Here is a 24,373-nt window from a genome sequence, read left to right as displayed (position 1 = left end):
CAGTATGAAAAAAATCTTTCTATTTGCGGTCATGAGTATCGCCACACTGTCGATGCAGTCTTGCCTCCAGTATGACGAGCCAGGAGATGAGTTTGAGATGGGGCAGTTAAAGCCTGCTTCTCCAGACTCGTCAAGCAAAGCTAAGACAGCTATCCCACAGCGAATACAGCAGCGGTAATCTTTGGAAAAGTTTATCAGGCAATTATAAATACGTTTAATTTTGAATACATACTTTATTCTCAATATCTGCCAAAGACGAGTGATGGGAACACCGTACCACGGAATATTTCTATCTTCTTGCTTGTTTTGGCGAGATATTGAGAATATGTACTGAAAATTTCAGAATAGAATGTATATCAAAAGAAACTTCTTGTTTTCACTTTTACATATACCCTAATTAAAAAACTAAATTTTATAGTATGAACTTTACACGACTATCTAAGGCTTTCATGGTGACGACATCACTCGTCTTCACTATGGGTGCCTATGCCCAAGGTACGGAGACCGTGCTAAGGAGCAATTATTCGCCCAATGGCGAGAAATGGGTAGATCAGGTTGCCATCGACTGGAATGCGCAGAAAGTCTATGTCAAGGCCGACCTATCTTCATGTACACAAACGAATGAGGGCATCCTCTCAGTTGGTTCCGCTATCAGTGCATGGAACGGAGAGCACTGGCACCTCTATTACACAAAATCATCGTCGACCTTGCAGGTTAACTATCTCTCAGCCTCAAACGGCAATGTCATCCGAACTGATGTCAATGGCATCTCCGGCACTGTTGAAATTGAAATCAGTAAGGCACTGGGGCTCACTGTCAATGGCAAAGCTTACAACATCCATTCCGGAAATACGGTGGATGTGACTACAGCTTGCGCAGCACTTTGGGGCATGCCTACCATTGAGATAGGCTCACAGGAGGGAAACACTCGTTCCTACGCCACCTATGAGAAGATATGTATCCAACCCGTCGGGGACACGCCCACACCACCTACGCCGGATCCTGGGCCATACTCACCCACGGCCACCGATCAGGTGTATGACGGCAGTGGATGGTCAGACGAGAAGCTTCTCAAACTTTTCAAGGAGGCTTTCGACAATGGACGCACATTCCCAACAGATGCAGCGTTTGAGCAGGCCGGCATACAGAAGAGTGACATCGCTTTCGTGCGTTCCCATGTGCCCAACCCCGGCATACAGTCGCGCTCCGAAAGGCTGTTGAGCAACACTTATGAGAATCGCAATCTTTGGATGAATATTCCCATGGACGTGGGCAAGGACTTTTCTTCTGGAATGCCCAATGGAAGTTTTGCCAGTGACAACTTCTCAATGTGGAACTACACCAACATCTTTGGTTCATGGAATCGTGGACTCTTTACGGCTCCTGCTGCATGGACTGATGCTGCTCATAAGAACGGAACAGACATCATGTCTGGCATGAAGTTCTTCGATACAACGGGAGGAGGTACCGGTTACGCCAGCGGCTGGATGAAGTTCATCACTGAAAAAGATGCCGACGGTAACTTCGTATATGCCGAGCCTATGATCAACTTACTGATGTACTTTGGCTTTGACGGTATCAACTACAACTGGGAGGATTCAGGATATGGCAACGACGATATTGTGGCTTTCCATAAGCAGCTCTATAAGATCGCTGCCAGAAAGGGCTTTGACAATTTCCATTGTGGTATCTACACATCGGTGTCCCAGCTCAATGCCGCATCTCCTGAAAATACCAATGCTCTTTTCGGTAATAGTGAGGGTCGCACGCACGACTTGATGCTCAACTATTCCAACGGTGACTTTGCTTATTCGCTTGGCCGTACATCAAAGGCCGCTCAGGCTGCCATGGGCACCACCGATGGCCTCTATGCTGGCGTGTGGATCGTGTCCATGGATCGCAGATGGAATTCCCTCAACTCTGACGACGATGCTAAAAAAGTAGGAATCTGTCTCTGGGGTGAGCATAATGAGAGCCGTTTCTGGAGCTACAACAGTGGTGCCGATGCCTACACCAAGATGAATAACTACCAGCGACTTCTTGAACGTGCTTTCTCTGGTGGCAACCGCAACCCGCTCATTCGACCGGAGATAAGTAATAGTGGTAACAATTGGGAGGGTGAAAACCCGCTGTCTACCTTTGCCGGACTGGCAACGTGGATACCCGAGCGCACCACGATAACGGGTAACCTGCCTTTTGCTACAGGCTTCAACCTTGGCAACGGTGACCGCTACAGCTATAAAGGCAAACGTACCACCGGCTCGTGGTACAATATGGCATCACAAGACATCGTGCCTACCTATCGCTGGCTTGTCGTGAAGCCCGGCACCAAGACTGCAAGTCAGGACATCCAGCCGGAGTTCACCACCGAAGATCAGTACACCGGCGGCACGGCACTGCAACTTACTGGCAAGGCAACCGCAGACGGTACCGATATCGTGCTCTATAAGACAGATCTCAACGTGAGTGCTGCCAACCCTTATGCCAAGGTGGCCGTGAAGAACGGTAAGAACGCTACCAATCCTTCCAACCTCTATGTCATCGTGCAGAAAGGCGATGGCTCATGGGTGGAGACTGCTTATGGCAATGTAGAAGGCAATACATGGCAGGAGAAGAAAATTGTCATCGGCGGCCTCGCCCAGGGCGATGTTGTCAAGGCTATCGGCCTCCGTGTGAAAGGCAGCGACGACAACTATAAACTCTTGGTCGGCAAGCTCGAGATTAACGACGATGTGAAAGCCACACCGGCAGCCGTCACCGACCTTAATGTGGAGATCAAGCAAGAGACCAAGACCTCTCTCACGGCCAAACTTTGGTGGAATACCACTGCTACGGCTACCAAGCGTGCTGATTGGGATCTCGCCTACAACAAGGAGGGCAACATTGACCACTTCGAGATTCTCTACAAGAACGGTGAGGATGGCAAGGTTTCCGAGGTGGGCCGCACCACTACGTGGGGCACACTTGTACCCAACATTGAGTTTGAGAGCGAGGCTGACCGTCCGTTCATCGGTGTACGCAGTGTCTCCACAGACCTCAAGACTTATTCTGCACCCGTATGGGTGGAACTTGCACGTGCCGAACAGGACAAGCTGCCCGCCAAGAAGGATCTCTCCTACGGTGTGAGTGAAATCAATCCCAATGCCGAGGGTGTCGACATTGCACGCAAGATACGTTTCGTGACAAAGGTCACCACTACAGGTGCAGATCAGAATATCGACTATTCTGCTACAACAGCACCGGCTGACGGCACGCAGTATGTTGATGCCACAGACCACATGCTTACCATCAATCAGGGCCAGACAGTCAAGCTCTTCATCAAGTGTTACGATACATCTGACCTCGTTGCTCCTGATGGCACGGCTCTTGCTTCTCCCGACGGTCTGCGCTACTGCTTTGGTGGTGGATGGCTTGACCTCAACGGCAATAAGATGTTTGAACCTACAGATGTTGTCTCTGATCCGAAAAACGGTGAGCGTCTCTTCACAGTGGGCACACTGCGTAAGGGCACACCAGAGTTTGAAACACAAGGAATCACCACCACTTTCGTTGTTCCTGAGGATGCCAAACCTGGCCCCAGCCGTCTGCGCATCGTGTTCACTGATGCTTGGTTTGCTGGTACTTTCTTGCCCACAGGCTATACTGCCAAGGGCTTCTCCATCGATTTCGGGGTGACCATTAAGGGAACCAACCCGGGTCGCGAGTCTGTTGACAACCACGACAAGGGCATAGCCGACGAGCCCGAGGATCTCAACGGTACACCAACAGGCATCCACACAGCCACAACTGGTCAAGTGTCGAGTGTCTCTGTAGAGGATGGCAAGATCAACTTCCAGAATGTCGACAAGGCATGGATCTATACGCTCTCAGGTGCCATGGTAAGTTACCATGTAAATCCAACGATGGTTGCTGCCAGTTTGCCACAGGGTGTGTATTTAGTGAAGATGCAGTCTGGAAGTCTCTTCCGTAGCCAGAAGATTGTCATTGAGTAGAATTTATAACAAGCAGGTAGCAAAGTGAAAGACATAAAGGAAAATACATGCGTGACTTTGCACTTGCTTATGGAATCTATCGTTTGATACCCTACAGTTAATATTACTGTAAGTATGCTCTATATCTCACTAAAAGTGGCAGGAGGAATAGAAATAAATTTTCTTTCCTGCCACTTTTAGTAGGATATTTAAAACAAGTGACATATATACCAAGAGAAAAGTTTTTGTTTTTTTAAGCAATTCATCATTGCCTTATAAAAATAATTTCTTAAATTTGTACCAATTATTATAATCAACAACATTCTGATAACCTCATTAAAAAAGCTATGAACATTTTTACATCACCCCGAGCCTTATTAGTGGCTGGTGCAGCCTTGTTCTCCTTGGGACTCTCTGCCCAGACCACCTTGCTCAATGACACTGAGGCCGACGAGCTTAACTACCAACGCACGATAACTGATGCCGAGGCACGACAGGCCATGGGCGACCTTAGCCAACAACTTGCTACGGCCAGAGCCGGTTTCTGGTATCTTCGCGGATCCAAGGATGCTCGGCAGATTGCCACCCACTCCTATCAAGTCAAATACTCGCTGAGCCTCGAGAACTATACTCAGTATTCCTGCGTCACCCATAGGGACTATCCTTACAGTCCGGGTCTTGAAATACCATCGACCTATTCTGTCAATAAGGCTATGGGCGGAGGTGGTGGCCTTTTTACCGATTACCGTACAACCGTTGTACCACTGATGGTTGACAGTCGTTTTAACAACCTTCCTGAGTTCAAGGCCATTTGTCTTCTCTTCTATGACTATGGAGCTGTGGAAAACTCAGATATGTTCGGCCCGTTACCTTACAAGGATTTTAAAAAGAACAAGTCTTCGAATCCTTTCACCTACAATAAGCAGAGTGATATTTATTATACTGCAGTTGCCAACATTGACAAAATTATTGCCTGTCTGCGGTATTATGAGGGCAATCGCACTCCTGCATACAAAACGGTGCTCCACAATGTCATCAAAAGTAGCTGTGACCTCATTCCGAATGGCGACTACCACAATAACCTCAACCAGTGGATACATTTTGCCAATGCCTTAAAGCTACGCTATGCCATACATATCTCCAAGGTTGATCCAGTCAGTGCACAGAAGTGGGCAGAAGAGGCTGCTGACCCTGCCAACGGGGGGCTGATGGCCGACAAGCCTCAGGAGCAGGTGCTGGTAGGGCTTAACGGAGCCACACACCCAGTTGTCGAGATACAGACATCATGGCACGACAACGTTCTTGGCGCGTCTTTTGTCAGCATCCTTGAGAGTCTCGACCACCCGTTTGCAAAGTATATGTTCGACAAAAACAGCGATCCCATCCTTAAGGTAGGTACCCAAGGGTCAGCTCCTCAATCTACAGGTCCTGAAGATCGTCTTATCGGTATGCGCAATGGCACAAGTGGCGGCATAGGCCAGGCTGTAGCCAGCAACTCTTATGTAGCTATGAGTAAGGTAAAAGCTGAATTTTTCGGACAACAGAATCCTCCGATGTTCTTCATGAAGCTGTCAGAGCAATACTTCAACCTTGCTGAGGCCGCACTACGTGGATGGGATGTCCGTGGTACGGCAAAAGACTTCTATGAGAAGGGAGTGCGGAATGCAGCCATCTCTGACCCAGCGTATGTGGATGAAGATGAGTATAAGAATTATGTTGACGAATACATGAGCCAGTCAGCTGCAAAAGATTATACATATGTTGATCCCACGGGCAATACCCCAGACATGCCAAGTGTGACAAAAATCGGCGTGGCGTGGGATGACAACCTCCCCGTTGAGACCAAACTCGAAATGATTATCACGCAGAAGTATATCGCTGCATATCCCAATCCCACCGAACCGTGGCTGGATATGCGCCGCACAGGTTATCCCAAGGTATTCCCGGTTATTAACACTGCCGATGGAGACGGAAGTTTACACGAGGGAGATCAGATTCGTCGTATCCCATGGAATTCGACAGATCCGTCGACGATTGATGATATCAACAACACGGGTATTCCCAACCTCGGTGGAGCAGATCAGATGGCTACACGCTTGTGGTGGGACACCACCGCTGGAAATTTCCCCACTGGCATCAATACAGTCAATAGTGACCGTCAGTCTGTGGAGATGATCAACGGAAACCTCGTATTTGAGGGCGTAAACAAGGTAGATATTTACGATACCACAGGCCGTATCGTCAAGACAATTGCCAATCCCGGCAACGTGTCTACACAGTCTATGCCTAGAGGCCTGTACATCATCAAGACTACTGGTGCCCTTGGTACTCAGACCCAGAAGTTCATGACGAAGTAATCGCTTACACCATACATGCAAGATTGTCTCTGAGAAAGATACTACCTCGCTCAGAGACAATCTTTTAGTTGCTTTTTCTCCACATGCTGTCGCGGGATGTACGGAATAAGCATCATCGGATATTTTACAGTATATTATCTTCTTGCGATTGGTGTGACACCGAATTCTACTGACAATCTATGAAGAACCCTGTGATATTGACATTTATGCTGGCGTGCTGTCTTGTGGCAGCCCATGCCGAGACTGCTGCTTCGTCTTTTGCAATAGCCAAGACATATTATATATGCAATGTAGCCAACGGTATGTACCTCTCTGTCACAAAAGGTAGCTTGGTGCTGTCCACAGTTTCCTCTCCTTTTACTTTCAAAGTCTCCGCAGACGGTTTTTATACGGTCTCCTCAACCTCCGGCACTGTCGGTGGCTCTATTCATATGCCGATTTCTACCGATGGTAGCGGACAGTATCAAGACTGGCTGCTTGAGCCTGTTGAGGGAAAGGAGGGTGTCTATCTGCTGGCAAACCGTCAGAGGGAATCAGCCAGCTTCCACTTTCTCGCTTTTTCCAAAGACGACGTCACAGATTCTCTCTCTTTAATGCTCTCGCCCGTTAAGCCCGGCGACTATGCGCCGGCGCAGTGGAGACTTGTCACAGAGGTAACGACGGATATGGGCGGCGTGACGACACAGCCGACAATGCCTGCTTTTCATTCTCAAGAAGGTGTGTATACCGTTTCCGGTATCAAATGCTCTGAGAAAGTGGGGGGGCTTGCCAATCTCCCCTCGGGTATATATATTGTTGATGGTAAAAAGACTGCTAAATATTGATCCTCTTTAAGTGCCGAATTGTGTTATCTAAGAAAATAAAAACATTTGCTTCCCACAATGATAGCCAACACCCGTAAAACCCTTTTGCCCCTTATCATATTGTTGGGGCTTTTTATTCCAAACGTCGTTTTTGGTGCAGACAACATTAAGAGTCTGTGGAAGAACTACGTTCCCGATGGCCAGCCATTCTCCACCACTACCGATATAGACTTTTCCCAGCATGCCCTCCGAGCCGTCATCGATTTGAGTACGTGTCGTATGGACAGGCAGTTGGAGGACATATTGTCTTTTGGCAGCAACATATCGCAGTGGAACGGCACACATGTACACCTTTACTATACTCGTTCCTCGCAGTCGCTCCAGATAGACGTGCTCATAGCTGGGCAGGGCAATGTCGTGCGCACAGACATTATTCTGCCCTCCACCGATCTCACCGTGGAGTTCAACAGGGATGGTCTCATTGTCAATGGCGAGAGCTATGCTGGTGCAACTGTCTGCCAGCTGATTAGTTCCATGAATCACATAGAGATAGGTAGCACAGAGGGCAATACACGTTCGTGGGCTACTTACAAGGATGTGAGTCTCATACCCTATACGGCTCCGCAATCTAAGCCGAATCCCGCCGACTTTTCCGTGGGTTTTATCAGTGATCAGACGTTTTTCCAACATAAAAAAGAGGTAGGTCATGCCACGTTTATCCCTTATACTACAGAGGCAGAAATGAAGGCCGATGCCCACTATGACCGTCCATGGCTTACACCGGAGAAAGCACAGACCATCGACCTCAATGGTGTGTGGAAGTTCAAGTATATTGCCGGAACTTCCAGCGGTCCGGGCGAAAGCGACTTCTTCGCAGACAAGTACGATGATGAGTCGTGGGATACCATCCGTGTACCATTGTCGTGGGAGATGGCGGGCTACGGTAAGCCGGTATATACTAATGTCGGATACCCGTTTTACAATACACCGCCGCGTGCCATGACCGGCATCAGTGGTAACGGTGTCGTTGATGACAATGCCATTGGCTTCTATCGCCGAATGTTCCGGTTGCCCGATGGGTGGACCGACAAGCGTGTGTTCATCCATTTCGATGGTGTGTACAGTGCCGCCGTGGTATGGGTCAATGGACAGTATGCCGGTTACTCACAAGGTTCCAATAATGATGCAGAGTTTGATATTACAGAACTTGTACGGCGGGGTGACAACCAGCTATCCGTGCGTGTCTATCGCTGGAGCGATGGCTCTTATCTCGAAGGACAGGATATGTGGCATCTCTCCGGTATACACCGTGATGTGTACCTCGTGGCCACGCCGAAGGTGTTCGTTCGCGACCATCGCATCACCGCCGACCTCACCGCTGATGCCACTTCCGGCTCCATGATCGTGGAGTTAACCGTCGACAACCGCGACAGCATTTCCGCAGCGAAAACTTTTACAGTGAAGTTGCTCGACCCCGATGGTGCTACCGTAGCCAGTGGCACGACCTATTACAGCGGTACGGACACGCAGAAACTCAGCGTGATGCTTTCTTCCCTCGCCCAACTCAAGCCGTGGACGGCCGAAACTCCGAATCTCTACACCGTCACTGTTAGCCAAACCGAAGGCGGCAGCGAGGAGATGGTATTCTCCACCAAATACGGGTTCCGTAAGATTACCAAGAGCGGTAACCTCGTCTACATCAACGGTAAGCGCATATTTTTCAAGGGTGTCAATACACAGGACACACATCCTGAGTACGGTCGTGCCATTGATGTAGCTACGATGCTCAAGGATGTGACGCTGATGAAGCAGGCTAATGTCAACACCGTGCGCACCAGCCACTATCCGCGCCAACCGAAGATGTATGCCATGTTCGACTACTACGGACTATATTGCATGGACGAGGCCGATATGGAGTGCCATTACAACCAGAGTCTGGCTTCCAATGCTTCGTGGAGTGCTGCCATTACCGACCGCGAAGTGCGCATGGTGTTGCGCGACCGTAATCACCCGAGTATTATCTTCTGGTCAATGGGCAATGAGAGTGGCGGCGCATCGAATCTCATGGCTGCCATAGCGGAAGTGAGAAAACTTGATGACCGCATGATACACTATGAAGGTAACAATGCCATCGCCGATATTTCTTCCAGCATGTATCCTACGGTCAGTGATGTGACAGCCCGAAAGGGAGGCTATGCCGGCAAACCATACTTCATCTGCGAGTATGCCCACGCCATGGGGCAGGCGCTTGGCAACTTCAAGGAATATTGGGATGTTATAGAGAACTCCACGGGCATCATCGGCGCGTGTATATGGGATTGGGTGGATCAGGCCATCTATGATCCCGTGCGGCTGAAGCAAAGTGAGAAAACAGATTCAAGGGGTTTCCATTACTGGACAGCGGGCTATGATTATAATACTGTAAATGCCGATATCGGCTTTCAGGGTAACTTTATGGACAACGGCATTATAACCCCCGACCGTGCATGGACGGGCAAACTTACTGAGGTGCGCAAAGTGTACCAGAATGCCGTATTTGAGAAGTTTGAGAACAAAACAGCCACGATACGCAATAAGAACAGCTTCGTTAACCTCTCCGATTACAATCTCGCCTATGAAGTGCTGCGCGACGGCAGTGTAGTGGAACGTGGGGCGGTGCCTATGCCCGGTGTGGCTCCTGAGGGCACAGGCACGGTACAGGTACCATATACCACTGAAACAACCGACGGTGCTGAGTATCTCATCGTGCTCTCACTGACACTCAAAACCGCCCAGTCGTGGGGCATGGCTGGATATGCTGTGGCATACGAACAGTTCAAGATTACCGAAAGGCCGGAACTCAAGGCATACAGCAGCCGGGGTACAATCAGTGTCTCCGGTCAGACGGTGACAGGTATGACGGCAGATGGTCAGACTTTCAGCATAGTCTTTGCGGGAGGAAAAATTAACTCGTGGACTTATGCCGGCAAACAGATTATGCAGCAGGGCTTTGATTTTAACAACTACCGTGACATTGAGAACGACCGCAACGGGCAAGTTACCGGCTTGCCGTATGCCAACAGCTCCACTGTCATAGTCACCTCACCACCGACCAAAAACGGCAGTACGGCCACGATGGTCGTAGAAGGCCGTTCCCCCAACTGCAACTATATCATTGCCTATACTTTCTACGGCGATGCCACCGTGGACATGAAAGTGACTTTTACGCCCACTGGCGGCAACCGCAGGATTGGTCTCGGCGTACAGTTTGCAAAAGGATTTGAGAATGTGGAATACTATGCCCGCGGCCCGTGGAGCAATTACACTGACCGTAAGACGGGATCATTCTTGGGACGTTATGTCACTACTGTCGATGATATGGTGGAGGAACTGACCCATCCGCAGACCTATGGCGACCGTCAGGACATGCGTGACCTCACGCTCACCAACAGCACTGACGGCGTGGCTCTGAGGATTGTTTCTGGCGGTCAAGTATCTTTCTCGCTGTCCCACTATGACGAGACACGATGGTGCTACAATGGTGACCGCATGTGGAGCACAAAGCTACATTGGACGGATATGGTGCGCCAGCCGCAGATATACGCACACTTCGACTATATGCAGCGCGGACTGGGTAACAACTCGTGCGGTGGAGATATCTGCCTTCCGGAGTATGTATGCCCCACATCCGGCTCTTACACCTATACCCTGCGTCTGACGCCAAGTCTGACAAAGTAGTCTCCTAATATTGCCATAATTATTCGTGACATTGCACGTGCTGGTTGATTCCTTAGCTTGTGCCTTGCCCCAAGAGGCCCCGAAAAGATTGGAGTTGTTACTGTTTCTAAGGATTTTTCTTTTAATTGATATTTATAATTGACTGATGACCGACAAAAAGAATATCCGTGAGCTTGATTTGTCCATCGCTCCGTATGGCATGACGAAAGAACGCAATTATGAGGTGGTGTTGCTGCCTTGGGGTGCCACGGAGCCTCACAATCTGCACTTGCCCTACATGACCGACTGCATTCTGGCACATGACATTGCAGTGGATGCTGCACGGCTGGCCCGAGAACAGTATGGCGTACTGTCGATGGTGATGCCCCCTGTGACAATGGGTGCGCAGAACCCCGGACAGCGTGAACTGCCTTTCTGTGTGCACGCACGATATGACACGCAGCGTGCCATCCTTACTGACATCGTGGATTCGCTGCACAGGCAGGGGTTCCGCCGAATGCTGATCGTGAATGGACATGGCGGCAACAACTTCAAGAACATGATACGTGACCTCACCGCGGACTATCCCGATATGCTGTTGGCTATGAGCGAGTGGTTTCGTCAGGCACGGGCCACAGATTATTTCGATGCGCCCGAGGACCATGCCGACGAATTGGAGACCTCGGTGATGATGTACTATCATCCCGAATTGGTGAGGCTTGACGAAGCTGGAGAGGGAACTAACCGGGGGTTCGCGTCTGAGGCTCTGCGCACGGGAAAGGTGTGGCTGCCGCGACACTGGAATATGGTTTCGCGCGATACAGGCATTGGCAACCCCTCACTCGCCACCGCAGAGAAAGGACGTAGGTTTGCCGAGGCTGTGGCCTCCGGCTACGCCCAGTTTCTTAACGACTTCGCCAAGGTGGACACTGTTACCGACCTCTACGATCCATGGGGATAATTAGGAAGAAAGGGGGGCAGTACGTACTTTTTTCATGTTACGTGTGTTCAATATGTTGTATAACCTAAACGGAATGACATCTATGGAAAAGCAACAGGACCTTTGCGCTTCGATCTAATTCCTATCTGAACAAATGCGGAATATACTGACAATGGCGATGACTCTTATTGGATTGAGCGGACTGTCTGGACAAACCTGCCATCTACAACCGGTGATTGGCTTCCCTAACGGGGAAGCAGGGATAGAACTAGGTGTCTCGGCATGTTACGCCGGAGGTGTGGATGGATGGGTGGTGATGGCCGGTGGCTGTAATTTCCCCGAGAACACGCTGGATCCCGACAGCAAGAAACGGTTTTATAAAGGCATCTACGTGGCCAAAGCCAGTGGCACCGACCGGCTGGACTGGACGAAAGCGGGGGTGCTGCCCCAGGAAATGGCCTATGGCGTGGCTGTGGCGTGCGACGGTGGGCTGGTCGTAGCCGGTGGTATCAATGCGAAAGGCAGCTTGAAAGATGTCTGTCGCATTGAACTCATGGAGGGAAAGGTGCACGTGAGAAAACTGCCGTCACTACCTTGCGCAATGGACAACATGGCCGGAGCCTTGGTGGGCCGCAAACTGTATGTAGCAGGAGGTTTTACAAACGGCAAGGCATCCTGCCGGGTGTTCCGTCTTGATATGGATAACGTGGTGAGAGGATGGGAAGAAGTTACTCCTTTTCCTGGCATCGCACGGGTGCAGCCCGTGGCGGGCAGTATGGGCAAGGGCCGACTGTGCCTCTTCGGAGGATTTGCCCCTGCAGCGGATGGGCGCCCGGCCGAACTGGCGATGGACGGATGTGTCTACGACGAGGGTAGCGGCGAGTGGACGGTAGTGGATGGACCTGCAGACAATTGGAACGAGCCCCTTTTCGTGGGGGGTGGCATTGCCGCCAACGTGGGGGAAGACAGCTTGCTGGTGATGGGAGGCGTGAACAAAGAAGTTTTCCTCGATGCCTTGAATCATCCACAGCCCGACTATCTGTCTCATCCTGTAGCATGGTACCGCTTCAATCCCTATACCTTATTATATAATGGAGGGCATTGGAAGACTGTTGCCAAAAGTCAGTCAACGGCCCGTGCCGGAGTGGCTTTGGCACAAACGTCACACGGCATATACGTGATAGGCGGCGAGTTGAAGCCGAGAGTGAGAACAAGCAAGATATATCGGCTCAGGAATCAGCAAGCATTGGGTTCTAAGTTCTAATTTCACCTCACTATGTTTAAACTTGAAAATAAATCTTATCCTTGGATATTAGTGGGGCTGCTATGGTTTGTGGCCCTGCTGAACTATATGGATCGGCAGATGCTCTCGACCATGCAAGAGGCTATGAAAGCAGACATTGCCGAGCTGAACCGTGCCGAGGCGTTCGGCGCGCTGATGGCCGTATTTCTTTGGGTCTACGGCATTGTGAGCCCCTTTGCCGGCATTGTGGCCGATAGAGTGAGTCGTAAATGGCTCGTGGTGGGCAGTATCTTTGTGTGGTCGACGGTGACGTATCTCATGGGCTATGCCCAGAATTTCCAACAACTCTATTGGCTGCGCGCGTTCATGGGGGTCAGTGAGGCTCTCTATATCCCCTCGGCCCTTTCGCTTATCGCCGACTGGCACGAAGGCAAGTCCCGCTCGCTGGCCATCGGTGTGCACATGACTGGCCTCTACGTGGGCCAGGCCATCGGCGGCTTTGGAGCCACAGTGGCGGCCCTCTTCTCGTGGCACTCCGCTTTTCATGGGTTCGGCATCGTCGGCATCGTCTACTCGCTGGTGCTCATGGTACTTCTCAAGGAGAACCCCAAGCACAACCATGCCCAAGCTCAATCCGGGGCAATGGTGACGAAGCGGGGCAACCCGTTCCGAGGGCTTTCCGTGGTACTGTCCACGTGGGCGTTTTGGGTTATCCTGTTCTATTTCGCTGTGCCGAGTCTTCCTGGCTGGGCCACAAAAAACTGGCTGCCGACACTTTTTGCCGATAGCTTGGGAATTCCTATGTCGAGTGCAGGTCCCATCTCCACTATCACCATTGCCGTCTCGTCGTTCGTGGGCGTACTCTTGGGTGGTGTAGTGTCCGATCGCTGGGTACAACGTAACCTGCGTGGCCGCATCTATACCAGTGCCATAGGCCTGGGACTCACGGTACCCGCCTTGATACTGCTCGGTTTCGGCCATAGCCTCGTGGCTGTCGTGGGGGCCGGTCTCTGCTTCGGGGTGGGCTATGGCATCTTCGATGCCAACAATATGCCCATCTTGTGCCAGTTAATCTCGTCGAAATACCGCAGCACTGCCTATGGCATCATGAACATGACCGGTGTGTTCGCCGGTGCTGCAGTGACACAGGTATTGGGCAAATGGACAGACGGCGGTAATCTTGGACTGGGTTTCGCCATTCTGGGCGGCGTGGTGGTGCTGGCTCTCGTCTTGCAACTCTCCTGCCTTCGACCGAAGACGGACGATATGGAATGATTTGTAGCCGGCAGCAGAAGCTCGTCCGGCGGCAAGTTCAAGGAATCATAAACAAAAAAATATAAACGCAAACAACTATGGAGAAAATCATTGGGCTGATTGATGCCCCCTTTACTCCATTCCATCCGAATGGTGACGTTAATCTGCAACCTATTGAGGCTTATGCGTCCATGCTGGTGAAGAACGGACTGAAAGGGGTGTTCATCAATGGTTCTTCCGGAGAAGGTTATATGCTTACCACCGAAGAGCGCATGCTGTTGGCAGAGAAATGGGCCGTGGCGGCTTCTGCAGGTTTCAAGGTTATTGTGCATGTGGGCAGTTGCTGTCTGCGAGAGAGCGAGAAATTGGCCCGGCATGCACAGCAAATTGGTGCATGGGGAATCGGGGCCATGGCCCCTCCTTTCCCAAAAATCGGAAGGGTAGAGGAACTCGTGAGATACTGCGAGGTCATTGCTGCCGCTGCTCCTGAACTCCCGTTCTACTATTACCATATCCCCGCTTTCAACGGAGCGTACCTCCCTATGATCTCCCTGCTGGAAGCCGTTGACGGTCGCATACCTAATTTTGCCGGCATCAAGTACACCTATGAGAGTCTGTACGAGTACAATCAGTGCTGTCAGTACAAAAATGGTAAGTTCGATATGCTTCACGGTCAAGACGAGACCATCCTGCCGAGCCTGGCACAGGGAGGTGCAAAGGGCGGTATTGGCGGCACGACGAACTATAACGGGCGTGAGCTTGTGGGCATAATCGAAGCATGGAAACGTGGAGATGTGGAGACGGCCCGAGAGAAGCAGAACTTCTCCCAGGAGGTCATTAATGTAATCTGCCGTTATCGTGGAAACATCGTAGGGGGGAAACGCATCATGAAACTCATGGGCTTCGACCTTGGCCCCAACCGCGTACCGTTCCGCAACATGACTGATGATGAGGAAGTAGCCATGTGTCGTGAACTGGAGAAGATAGGTTTCTTTGAACGTTGCAATCGGTTCTGAACTATGGATGTTAAGAAATATTTAAGAAATTGGGCAGAGGTCTATCGCAAAGACTTGACCGACAATATCATGCCCTTTTGGCTCAATCATGGTCTTGACCGCGAGAACGGGGGTGTCTATACCTGTCTCGACCGTGAGGGAAGACTGATGGATGGCACCAAGTCGGTATGGTTCCAAGGACGTTTTGGTTTTATTGTCGCTTTCGCCTATAACAATATTGAGAGGCGGCAGGAGTGGCTGGAGGCATCAAGAAGTTGTATAGACTTTATCATTCAGCATTGCTGCGACGAGCATGGCCGCATGTATTTTGAGGTGACTGCTGACGGCAAGCCGCTGCGTATGCGCCGGTATCTGTTCTCCGAGTGTTTTGCAGCTATTGCTATGTCAGAGTATGCCATCGCCTCGGGCGACGAGTCGTATGCACAGCGCGCATTGGATATGTTTCGGCTGATCCTGCACTATAAAGACACTCCGGGTCTTCTACAACCCAAGTATCTTCCTGACATGGAGTGCCAAGGGCATTCGCTTACGATGATTCTTATCAACACGGCCTCACGGCTTCGTGCTGCCCTGCAGGATTCAATGCTCGATCAACAAATAGAAAAGTCGATACAGGCACTGCAGCGTTACTTCGTACATCCCGAATTCAAGGCTGTACTCGAAACGGTTGGTCCCCGAGGTGAGTTTATCGATACCTGCAACGGGCGTGTCATCAATCCCGGGCACTGTATTGAGACTTCATGGTTTATCCTTGAGGAAGCACGCCATCGGGCTTGGGATGAGAAGCTCACCGACCTTGCACTGACCATTCTTGATTGGTCGTGGGAATGGGGATGGGATAAGGAGTATGGCGGAATTATCAATTTCCGCGACTGTCGAAACTTCCCACCACAGGATTATTCGCAGGACATGAAATTCTGGTGGCCACAGACGGAGACGGTCATCGCCTGTCTGTATGCCTATCTTGCTACTGACGACGAGCGTCATCTCCTGCGTCACAAACAGGTGAGCGACTGGGCTTATGCCCATTTCCCCGACCCGGAATATGGTGAATGGTATGGATACCTGCACCGGGACGGGACGGTGGCACAGACGGCCAAGGGCAATCTTTTTAAGGGGCCGTTCCATATTCCACGCATGTTGATTAAAGGTTATATGCTTTGCAACGATATTTTTAAAAAACATGAAGAATAGTATTCCCTTATCCCAGATGTTGATGAGAAATAATTTTTGCAGAAGAATCAAAGGCTTAAGAGTTACGCCCGTGCAGCTTGCTTTCGTATTGCTTGTAGGTTTTCCTATTGGTACAACAGCGCAGACGACCGATAAGGAAGTTGTCGTTTTCGACAATGTGCACAGTGAGGTTCCCTACCGTATTCCAGCTTTGGCCTACACCCGCGACGGCCGGCTGATAGCAGTGTGCGATTATCGCATCAGTAAGTCGGATATCGGTATTAACAATCGCAACGGATTGTGGCAAATCAATGAGGTGATGCGCATGAGTACGGATAATGGCAGGACGTGGGGAGCTGTCAAGACTGTAGCTGAAGGCAACGAGTTGGCAGATGACTGGCATGCCGCTTTTGGCGATCCCTGCATCGTGGCCGACCGGGAAAGCGACCAGATCCTTATGGGATGCGTGGCGGGGAAGATAGGATATTGGGGAGAGAACCGGTCGACACGTGGTCGGCGTCAGGACTGTGTGTTCTTCCGCAGTAATGACGGGGGCCATACTTGGGGGCCGGGAGAACTACGTACCGACGACATTTGGAACCTCTATGAGGGAACCCTGCCTGGGGGGCAGTCGGCGCATGGACTGTTTCTTACTTCGGGAAAGATTATGCAGAGCCGATATGTCAAGGCCGGTTCGCACTATAGGCTCTACATTGCCCACCCAGTGAGACTCGATAGCTTCGACAAACGTATGGGCACTTTTGTTATTTATTCGGACGACTTCGGCAAGACTTGGCGGGTGTTGGGCGGAACGGCTGCGCCGGCTTCCATAGCGCAGGATGAATCAAAAGTGGAGGAATTGCCGGATGGCAGTGTGTTGTTAAGTTGTCGTGATAAAGACGGGGGCCGCCGGTTTAATGTATATACCTATACCGACCCGAAGACAGCCGCCGGCACATGGGGTGAGGAGGTGATGCCAAGCAACATGACACGCGACAGCATCAATGCAGTAAACGGAGGCATCATGGTAGTGTCTGCCCGACAAACGTCAACCGGCCGGCCGATATGTCTGCTGCTTCAGTCTGTTCCGCAGAGCCCCGAGCGTCGTACCATGGGGTTCTATTATAAGGTTGTGACCAATCGCACGGATTATGCCACGCCCAGTCGGCTTGCTGCCGGATGGGTTAAAGGGTTGAAAATCACTGATGCTACGGCATGCTATTCCACGATGGTGCTAATGGATGACGGATACATAGGGCTGCTATATGAAAAGAATTCTCATAACGACGGCTACGATATTGTGTTCCAGCGCCTCTCGTTGGACGAGATTACGGGCAACCAATACCACTACGACGATACGCAGCCATGCCGGCCGACATGATGAAACCAATTTTATCCTGATCTCAAGAACGTGAATTTTGGGTGGGGATTTCCCTGCCCCCAAGCATACGAAAACAAAACATCAACTTAAACCAAACAATACGATGATGAAAAGACAACTGTTCGCAGCTTTGCTCGCACTGCTTGCACTGGGGGGATATGCTCAGCAAGCTGACTACCGCGTGGTGCCTCTTCCGCAGAGCATCACGCCCACCCGCCACCCGGCGTTCATTTTCTCTGCCACCACGCCTATTGTCTACGAGGGCGAGGATGCTGACATGAAGCGACAAGCACAGTTCCTGGCCGATTATATCGAACAGGCCACGGGCATCAAAGCCTCTGTAATGAACCAAAAGCCGAAGAAAACACCGGCCATAGTGCTGGTTATTGACAAGAAGATCGAGGGGCCAGAGGCCTATCGACTCACCGTGACCGACAACCAAGTTACTCTTGCTGGAGGCACAAGTGCGGGAGTATTCTACGCCATGCAGACGTTGCGCAAGTCGCTTCCCACTGAAGTGTCAGGTGGCACAGTAGCCCTGCCAGCCACCGTGGTGACAGATGCGCCACGCTTCCCCTACCGTGGAATGATGCTCGACTGTGCCCGTCACTTTTTTCCAATCGATTTCGTAAAGCAGTATATTGACCTCATTGCCCTACACAACATGAATGTTTTTCATTGGCACCTCACTGATGACCAAGGATGGCGCATTGAAATCAAGAAGTATCCCAGACTGGTGGAAATCGGTTCGATGCGCTCTGGTACCATCATGGGGCACAATTCCGATGTGGACGATAAGCAGCCCCACGGTGGTTATTACACCCAAGAACAGGCCCGCGAAATAGTGGAGTATGCTCGTCAGCGTCACATTACTGTCATTCCCGAGGTGGATATGCCTGGTCATACAAAGGCTGCACTGGCCGCCTATCCTGAGCTGGGTTGCACCAGTGGCCCCTATGAGGTGGGTCACCATTGGGGTGTCTATCGTGACGTGTTCTGCTTGGGCAATGAGAGAATGTACGGATTCGTGCAGGACATCATCGATGAACTGGTGGACATTTTCCCGGCCAAATACTTCCATATAGGCGGCGACGAGACCCCGACAGACCGCTGGGCAACATGTCCCAGATGTCAGAAACTGGCGGCCGACCATCATTTGGAACTGAATAAGATGCAGGCCTACTTTACCAATCGTCTGGAAAAATATCTCAATGGCAAAGGGCGTAACATTATCGGATGGGATGAGATTCTTGAAGGTGACATCAACAAGAGTGCGACCATCATGAGTTGGCGTGGTGTAGGTCCGGGACAGAAAGGGGCAGAAATGGGTCACGATGTCATTATGACCCCTGTGGACTATTGCTACTTTGACTATTGCCAGAACAAGGACGAGGACACCGAGCCCGAAGGACAGCATCAGTATCTGCCAGTCTCCAAGGTGTACAGCATGAATCCAGCCCCGGCCGACATGCCTGAATCCGTGCGCAAACATGTGATAGGTGCCCAAGGAAACCTGTGGACAGAATACATAGCTTGGCCCAGCCGTGCTGAGTATGGCGTGTTGCCGCGTATGGCCGCCCTGTGCGAAGGCCAGTGGATGGATGATGAGAAGAAGAATTTTGAGGATTTCACCCTTCGTGTCACACGTTTGGCCAAGCTCTATGACAGGTATGGCTATACGTATGCCACACACCTCTGGCCAGAACGTTTTAATCATAACAGGTCTTTTTGGTAAACAGACACTATGACAGATGGCATCGGTGTATTAAACCGATGCCATCTGCCTTCCGTAGTCCTGCAAGGGGGAGCATCATAACTTGATTTTGTACTTCTATTTGGAAAGGGTCTGGTAGAGAGGGCCAACCTGAAACTCATCACCGACGAGGATGACGGCACAACCGACACCGTCCCGGATACTCCCGACCCATCACCCCATAGCGGTGGCTCCGGCTCAGGTTCCGGCGACACAGGCGGTGGTCTCGGAGTCTGACCACCCACAACAACATGCCTTGTTGCTTGTTTGCTTCCGACATTAATGTCGAGAGCAAACTCTTTGCACTCTCCATGCCGACACATGGGGAGTTTTCTTTTTCCTATGACAAAACGACTCCTTTAAAATTAAGTTTTGAAAAACTTTCTGAAAAATTTTGGTAGTAAACGAAAACATACCACCTTTGTACTTGAAATAACAAAAAGCTATAATAATGGGAAAAGTGGAAGTATCACAAGACACGCTCTATCAGTATATGCTGACACATGGGATAATATTGTCGCGTCTTGCAGAGTTAATCGGGAAGTCGCCAGAAATGGTCATGTCGTGCTTTAAGCATCATAAAGACGGACGTGGCAAATCCCGTTACTTCAGTCACGCCAATATTGTTGCCATCAACAAGGCGTTGCCTGTGATAGCCGATAAGCTGCGGGCACGTCTGCTCACATTTGGTAGCGACCAGACCTATACCAATCAGCGCGGTGCTACCTATGATCCTGCCCTTATAGGGCCTATTAAAGAAATCGGCAAGTATCTGAACATTACCGCATTGGTCGGTCGTCTGTTTGGATGGTCGAAAGGAAAGAAGAGTGCTGTCTTGGTACAGACCAGCGGAAAGGCTTACGGATGTGTCAGTGAGGCAGATGTGGTGGCCATCAACTATGAACTCCTCGCCGTGGCCGGTGTGCTGTCAAGCTATGAAGTGGTGGCCGATGGCGATGTACTCCCTGCCTTGCACGATGCGATAGAGCAACCCGCGGTAGAGGAATCCGTACCCACGGGAACACCAATGCCCACTGCACCGCAAGCCGATAACGGCACGCCGGTGGAGGAGACAGAATACACGCTCGACGATTTGTATCATGCGTTTGGCGAGGAGAAAAAATCATGTGCTGCACGCTTGCGCAATACGCTTGAGAGGCAAGGAGTATCCACACTGAAAGAATTTCTGCTGCTAACACCTGGAGAGTTGCTTGACATGGAGGGGATGGGTAGTGGAACGCTCGGACTAATTCATAAGGCATTGAAGAAGATGGGCGTGCGCTGGTAGTAACCGTTATTTAAAATAATACGTGCACGTGAGCCTTTAAATAATATTTATGATTATCCGCACATCGTACCACCAAAATTTTGGCCTGTCCTAACGGGTACTAATAGTTTTGCCTTTTGGCTGAAAATAATTGGGGGAAGTTTGGTAATATAAATCATAATGATTACCTATGTAGTGCATTTGTAAATCGGCATTTGCTCTTATCTTCTACTATTGCCAGCCTGCCTATTAGGGTCGATATGTGTCGTACCAGGCGAATATGGGCCTGGCGCATCTGTAATAATCTCCGGCTCTTGATTTTCAGAAAACTTAATTTATACTCATGCAATTTACTATTTTATAAATGTGGGTGCAAGGGGACTAAATAAAAACCGTACCACCATTATATTTAATTGAAAATTTTGGTGGTACGATTGCGGATAATCATTTAATCTGAATATTATTGTAACTTGTCGATTTGAACCATAAAGGTACAAAATATTCTTATGATTACCAACTTTTTGAATAACTAATTATAAAGAACTTATCCCGAACTGGGGGCATACAATGAAATTCTTAGCCTGATATTTGGATATATCCATAGAATACGTTTAGAATACATTGGTTTATGGCTATGTGTTATTTGAGAGATCCAATCTCCACAAGTTTGTCGAACATCTTACGCCCAAGCTGCACCGTTGACAGCGAATCAAAGTGGAGTTGATCCGCTTTCAGTTCTGCTTGGCTCATGTCGATGAGGTGGAGATTGGAATCCTCGTGATCCAGACGTAGCTGTGCGGCTTCCACTTCTGCATTGTATTGTCGACTGAGATGGCTGACAGTGCCGATGATGACAGGCAAATGGCGAGTTCTCTTGTCACCGGTGACATGGAAGATGGTGTCACGAAAATAAGCAATGAGTGTGGCAAGATTCCGATAGTATTGGCTTCCTGCTTTTCGGTCACTCTCTCCCTGATGCCAAAGAATGGCTTTCACCTCGTAGCCATCCTTCAGATGCGAAAGTTCTCCGGCCACGAGTGTGGCGAATCCCTCAGCAAAAGCAAGGGCAAGGCTGTTGCCTATCTTGTAGGCCTTTCCGTCGGCTTCATGCCCACGGTAGGCGCGTGCCGTATCGAGATATTCTACAGAGGCATTCCACGTGGGAATCCAGGGATTGGTTTGATGGAGCGCGATGGCCGTACCGCCATAGGTACACTTGATGGCATAGAAATCCTGTTTGGCAGTGCGGTCGATGAGTCCATTGACGATATCTTGGAACGACCATGTCCGGTCTTCCAGCAATTGCCGCTCACCGAACTTCCACAGGCTGTTTTCCCGAATGTTGGCAAAACGTAGATGGCGATAACCTTGACGAAGCTCGTGTGGCAGTTTGTCAATGGTTTCGCGCCCCTCGGCATTGCTTTGCCCCATCGTGATGTAGACGGCACGTTTTTTTGCTGTTGCTGCCAAAGAAAGCAGCAGCAGCAAAAGGGTAAGGGTGCGGTGTGTTATTTTCCAGTCAGCCATATTGCGTAAGAGAAAGCATTGGACCATTGGGAGGGCTTGTCTTCTCCGTTTCGCCACCACTGGCCGATGTTGCAGAACGGAGAGAGTGTGATGGTGACGTTGCGCCCCATACAAGTAGCTTTGGTCTCATAGAAAGGTGCGAGTACATTATTGGATGGCAGATCGATGGGCCGAGGCAGCACGGAAGTGTCAACAGTGATGTTGCGGTTGATGTCAACATCGTCGTTGCTCAGTTGCTTGTTCCAGACCATATCGACACAGTATACCACGGGGCCACGTGTAAAAGCATAGGGGATGTTCTTGGTAGGCTTTTCACGATACATGATTTCACCGTCTTTGAGATAGTATTTCTCGTAGTCGGCATGATGTTCACGCTTTACCCATTGCTCCTTCATGGGCAAATGCATGACGATGCGGTCACCCTTACTCCATTTCTTATTGACAACATAGTACTTCCCAGCCGCAACGTTGCCCTGTGGTTTTCCGTTGACGGTGATGGAGGGGTTGTCGCACCATGCGGGCACGCGTATGAAGAGCTTGTTGCCTTGCATGCGGTTTACGTCAATAACGACACTGTCGCTGACTGGATAGTTGCCGGAGATGTTGAAGTCGATAGCTTTGCCACGGTAATTGGCTGGCAAGAGCTGATTGATATAGAAGCTCTTTCCTTTCTCTGCATAGAAGAACGTTGGCAACAGTGAAATGATGCGGTGCCCGCTTGCCGTACAGCAATCGGGGCCATGGAAATAGCCGTCAGGTTTGAATCCGTTAGGGGCGGTATGGTATCGGCAGGTTCCAGAGAGAGCATCTTGTGCGGCAAACACGTGGTTGAGCATAATCTTTTCGATGGCATCAGCATATTTGGTGTCGCCTGTCAGTTCCAGCAACATCTGTGTGAGTTGCATCCAGGACATGGTGGCACAGGTTTCTATGATATTGCCTGAGAGGGGCTTCACATATCCTTTCTCGTAATGCTCGGCCACGCTTACGCCACCAGTGATATACATCTGCCGCCGGTAGATGTCATTCCAAGCACCCTCCACCTTTCTGAGAAGTGACCTGTCTCCTGTTATTTGATACAATCTGAGGAATCCCATGAAGTTCATTTGGAAAGTGTGGGCATGGACGTAGGGTTGCAATTGGTCGACACCCAGCTTGCCGTCGGCAATGGAGTCAAGGCGCGAGAAAGCATCCCAGCCACTCCATTTGTCAATATTGCCTACCACCCATTTGGCCCAATCCAAGTATCTTTTCTTCCCAGTAATGGTATACAGACGTGCAATGGGGTCGCAGAGCAGTGTTCCCTCCCAGCTATAATGCACGCTGTGGCCGGCAAAATCGCTTTGTCCATTGAGTGTTTGATGACGGTTCTCAGGAGCCCTCAATGTCTTGGAGGGCCAGAACTCCAGTTTGCCCGGGCCAAAATAGGTCAGGAAATATTCGGCGAGTTTTTCTACAGCTTTGAGGGCCTCTTTGTCACCGGTCTCCTCATAGATGGTCTCGAAAGCATGGAACACAAAATAGAGTTCGTAGGGATCCATGCCGCGGATGGGCCGTTGGGGTGAGCGATACGACTTGGCCGTGGCGCCAAGGTAGCCGTCGGACTCTTGGGAACCGATGATGCGGTGCAACACTTTCTTGGCTTTGTCGAGCAGTTCCTTGTCACCGCTTTGGATGGCGGAGAGGTAAGCCGATTCTAACCATTTTCCGTGCTGTTCGGCGCGCGTCCAGTCCCATTCCATCTGTTGGCGGTTGGCAATAAAGTCGACATACTTGTTAATGGGGAAATTCTTCAAGTAGGTGTTACGGTTCAAGGCTATGCGCTGACCGAAGAAGCCTTGTACATTTTGTACGTCAGCTACTTTGATGGGCTGTTCTACCAGTCCAATCTTTTGCGTGGACTGCGAAAAGACTGCCAACCCCACGGCGAGCCCGGCAGTAATTAAAGTTGATTTGATGGATTTGTTGTTCATAAAAATAAAAGAAGCGGCA

At 50.3% G+C, this 24,373-nt stretch carries 15 protein-coding genes; 13 read left to right on the top strand and 2 right to left on the bottom strand.

Annotated features, from left to right (window positions below; all coding sequences use genetic code 11):
* Nucleotides 1-4: 4 nt before the first annotated feature.
* The 13 genes from PREDE_RS14030 to PREDE_RS05150 all read left to right on the top strand — a co-directional run bounded on the left by PREDE_RS14030 (nt 5) and on the right by PREDE_RS05150 (nt 20,875).
* Nucleotides 5-178: a hypothetical protein gene (locus PREDE_RS14030; RefSeq protein ID WP_005844788.1), complete on the top strand. Its 174-nt coding sequence runs from the start codon at nt 5-7 to the stop codon at nt 176-178.
* Nucleotides 179-419: 241 nt separating this feature from the next.
* Nucleotides 420-3,992, top strand: coding sequence for an endo-beta-N-acetylglucosaminidase (locus PREDE_RS05205; RefSeq protein ID WP_005844787.1), 3,573 nt, complete (start codon nt 420-422; stop codon nt 3,990-3,992).
* A 326-nt stretch (nt 3,993-4,318) separates the two neighbouring features.
* Nucleotides 4,319-6,328 (top strand): SusD/RagB family nutrient-binding outer membrane lipoprotein, encoded by a 2,010-nt coding sequence (locus PREDE_RS05200; RefSeq protein ID WP_005844784.1) that lies wholly within the window; start codon nt 4,319-4,321, stop codon nt 6,326-6,328.
* A 179-nt stretch (nt 6,329-6,507) separates the two neighbouring features.
* Nucleotides 6,508-7,152, top strand: a complete 645-nt coding sequence (locus PREDE_RS05195) for an RICIN domain-containing protein (protein ID WP_005844782.1) — start codon at nt 6,508-6,510, stop codon at nt 7,150-7,152.
* A gap of 258 nt (nt 7,153-7,410) precedes the next feature.
* Nucleotides 7,411-10,848: a glycoside hydrolase family 2 TIM barrel-domain containing protein gene (locus PREDE_RS05190; RefSeq protein ID WP_235777481.1), complete on the top strand. Its 3,438-nt coding sequence runs from the start codon at nt 7,411-7,413 to the stop codon at nt 10,846-10,848.
* Nucleotides 10,849-10,993: 145 nt separating this feature from the next.
* The gene (locus PREDE_RS05185; protein ID WP_005844778.1) at nt 10,994-11,788 is read left to right on the top strand and encodes a creatininase family protein; all 795 of its coding nucleotides are present in this window, start codon (nt 10,994-10,996) and stop codon (nt 11,786-11,788) included.
* A 157-nt stretch (nt 11,789-11,945) separates the two neighbouring features.
* Nucleotides 11,946-13,031: a cyclically-permuted mutarotase family protein gene (locus PREDE_RS05180; RefSeq protein ID WP_235777480.1), complete on the top strand. Its 1,086-nt coding sequence runs from the start codon at nt 11,946-11,948 to the stop codon at nt 13,029-13,031.
* Nucleotides 13,032-13,043: 12 nt separating this feature from the next.
* A complete protein-coding gene (locus PREDE_RS05175) occupies nt 13,044-14,285 on the top strand; it encodes an MFS transporter (protein WP_005844775.1) in 1,242 nt (413 codons plus the stop codon).
* Between the two features lie 77 nt (nt 14,286-14,362).
* Entirely contained in the window at nt 14,363-15,280 is a 918-nt protein-coding gene (locus tag PREDE_RS05170) for a dihydrodipicolinate synthase family protein (protein ID WP_005844773.1), read from the top strand.
* Nucleotides 15,281-15,283: 3 nt separating this feature from the next.
* Complete coding sequence (locus PREDE_RS05165) at nt 15,284-16,474, top strand: AGE family epimerase/isomerase (RefSeq protein ID WP_005844771.1); 1,191 nt, start codon at nt 15,284-15,286, stop codon at nt 16,472-16,474.
* Entirely contained in the window at nt 16,464-17,834 is a 1,371-nt protein-coding gene (locus tag PREDE_RS05160; RefSeq protein WP_005844769.1) for a sialidase family protein, read from the top strand. Before PREDE_RS05165 ends, PREDE_RS05160 begins: the two co-directional genes overlap by 11 nt.
* A gap of 103 nt (nt 17,835-17,937) precedes the next feature.
* A complete protein-coding gene (locus tag PREDE_RS05155) occupies nt 17,938-19,569 on the top strand; it encodes a beta-N-acetylhexosaminidase (protein ID WP_005844767.1) in 1,632 nt (543 codons plus the stop codon).
* A gap of 469 nt (nt 19,570-20,038) precedes the next feature.
* Nucleotides 20,039-20,875, top strand: a complete 837-nt coding sequence (locus tag PREDE_RS05150; RefSeq protein ID WP_005844763.1) for a helix-hairpin-helix domain-containing protein — start codon at nt 20,039-20,041, stop codon at nt 20,873-20,875.
* A 618-nt stretch (nt 20,876-21,493) separates the two neighbouring features.
* Here the strand turns inward: PREDE_RS05150 and PREDE_RS05145 are convergent.
* A complete protein-coding gene (locus tag PREDE_RS05145; RefSeq protein WP_015298514.1) occupies nt 21,494-22,381 on the bottom strand; it encodes a protein of unknown function (DUF303) in 888 nt (295 codons plus the stop codon).
* Nucleotides 22,363-24,354: a beta-L-arabinofuranosidase domain-containing protein gene (locus PREDE_RS05140; RefSeq protein ID WP_005844760.1), complete on the bottom strand. Its 1,992-nt coding sequence runs from the start codon at nt 24,352-24,354 to the stop codon at nt 22,363-22,365. Before PREDE_RS05140 ends, PREDE_RS05145 begins: the two co-directional genes overlap by 19 nt.
* Between the last annotated feature and the right edge of the window lie 19 nt (nt 24,355-24,373).

This window comes from Prevotella dentalis DSM 3688, from assembly GCF_000242335.1.
Lineage (GTDB): Bacteria > Bacteroidota > Bacteroidia > Bacteroidales > Bacteroidaceae > Prevotella > Prevotella seregens.
This window is presented reverse-complemented; position numbering and strand designations above follow the sequence as displayed.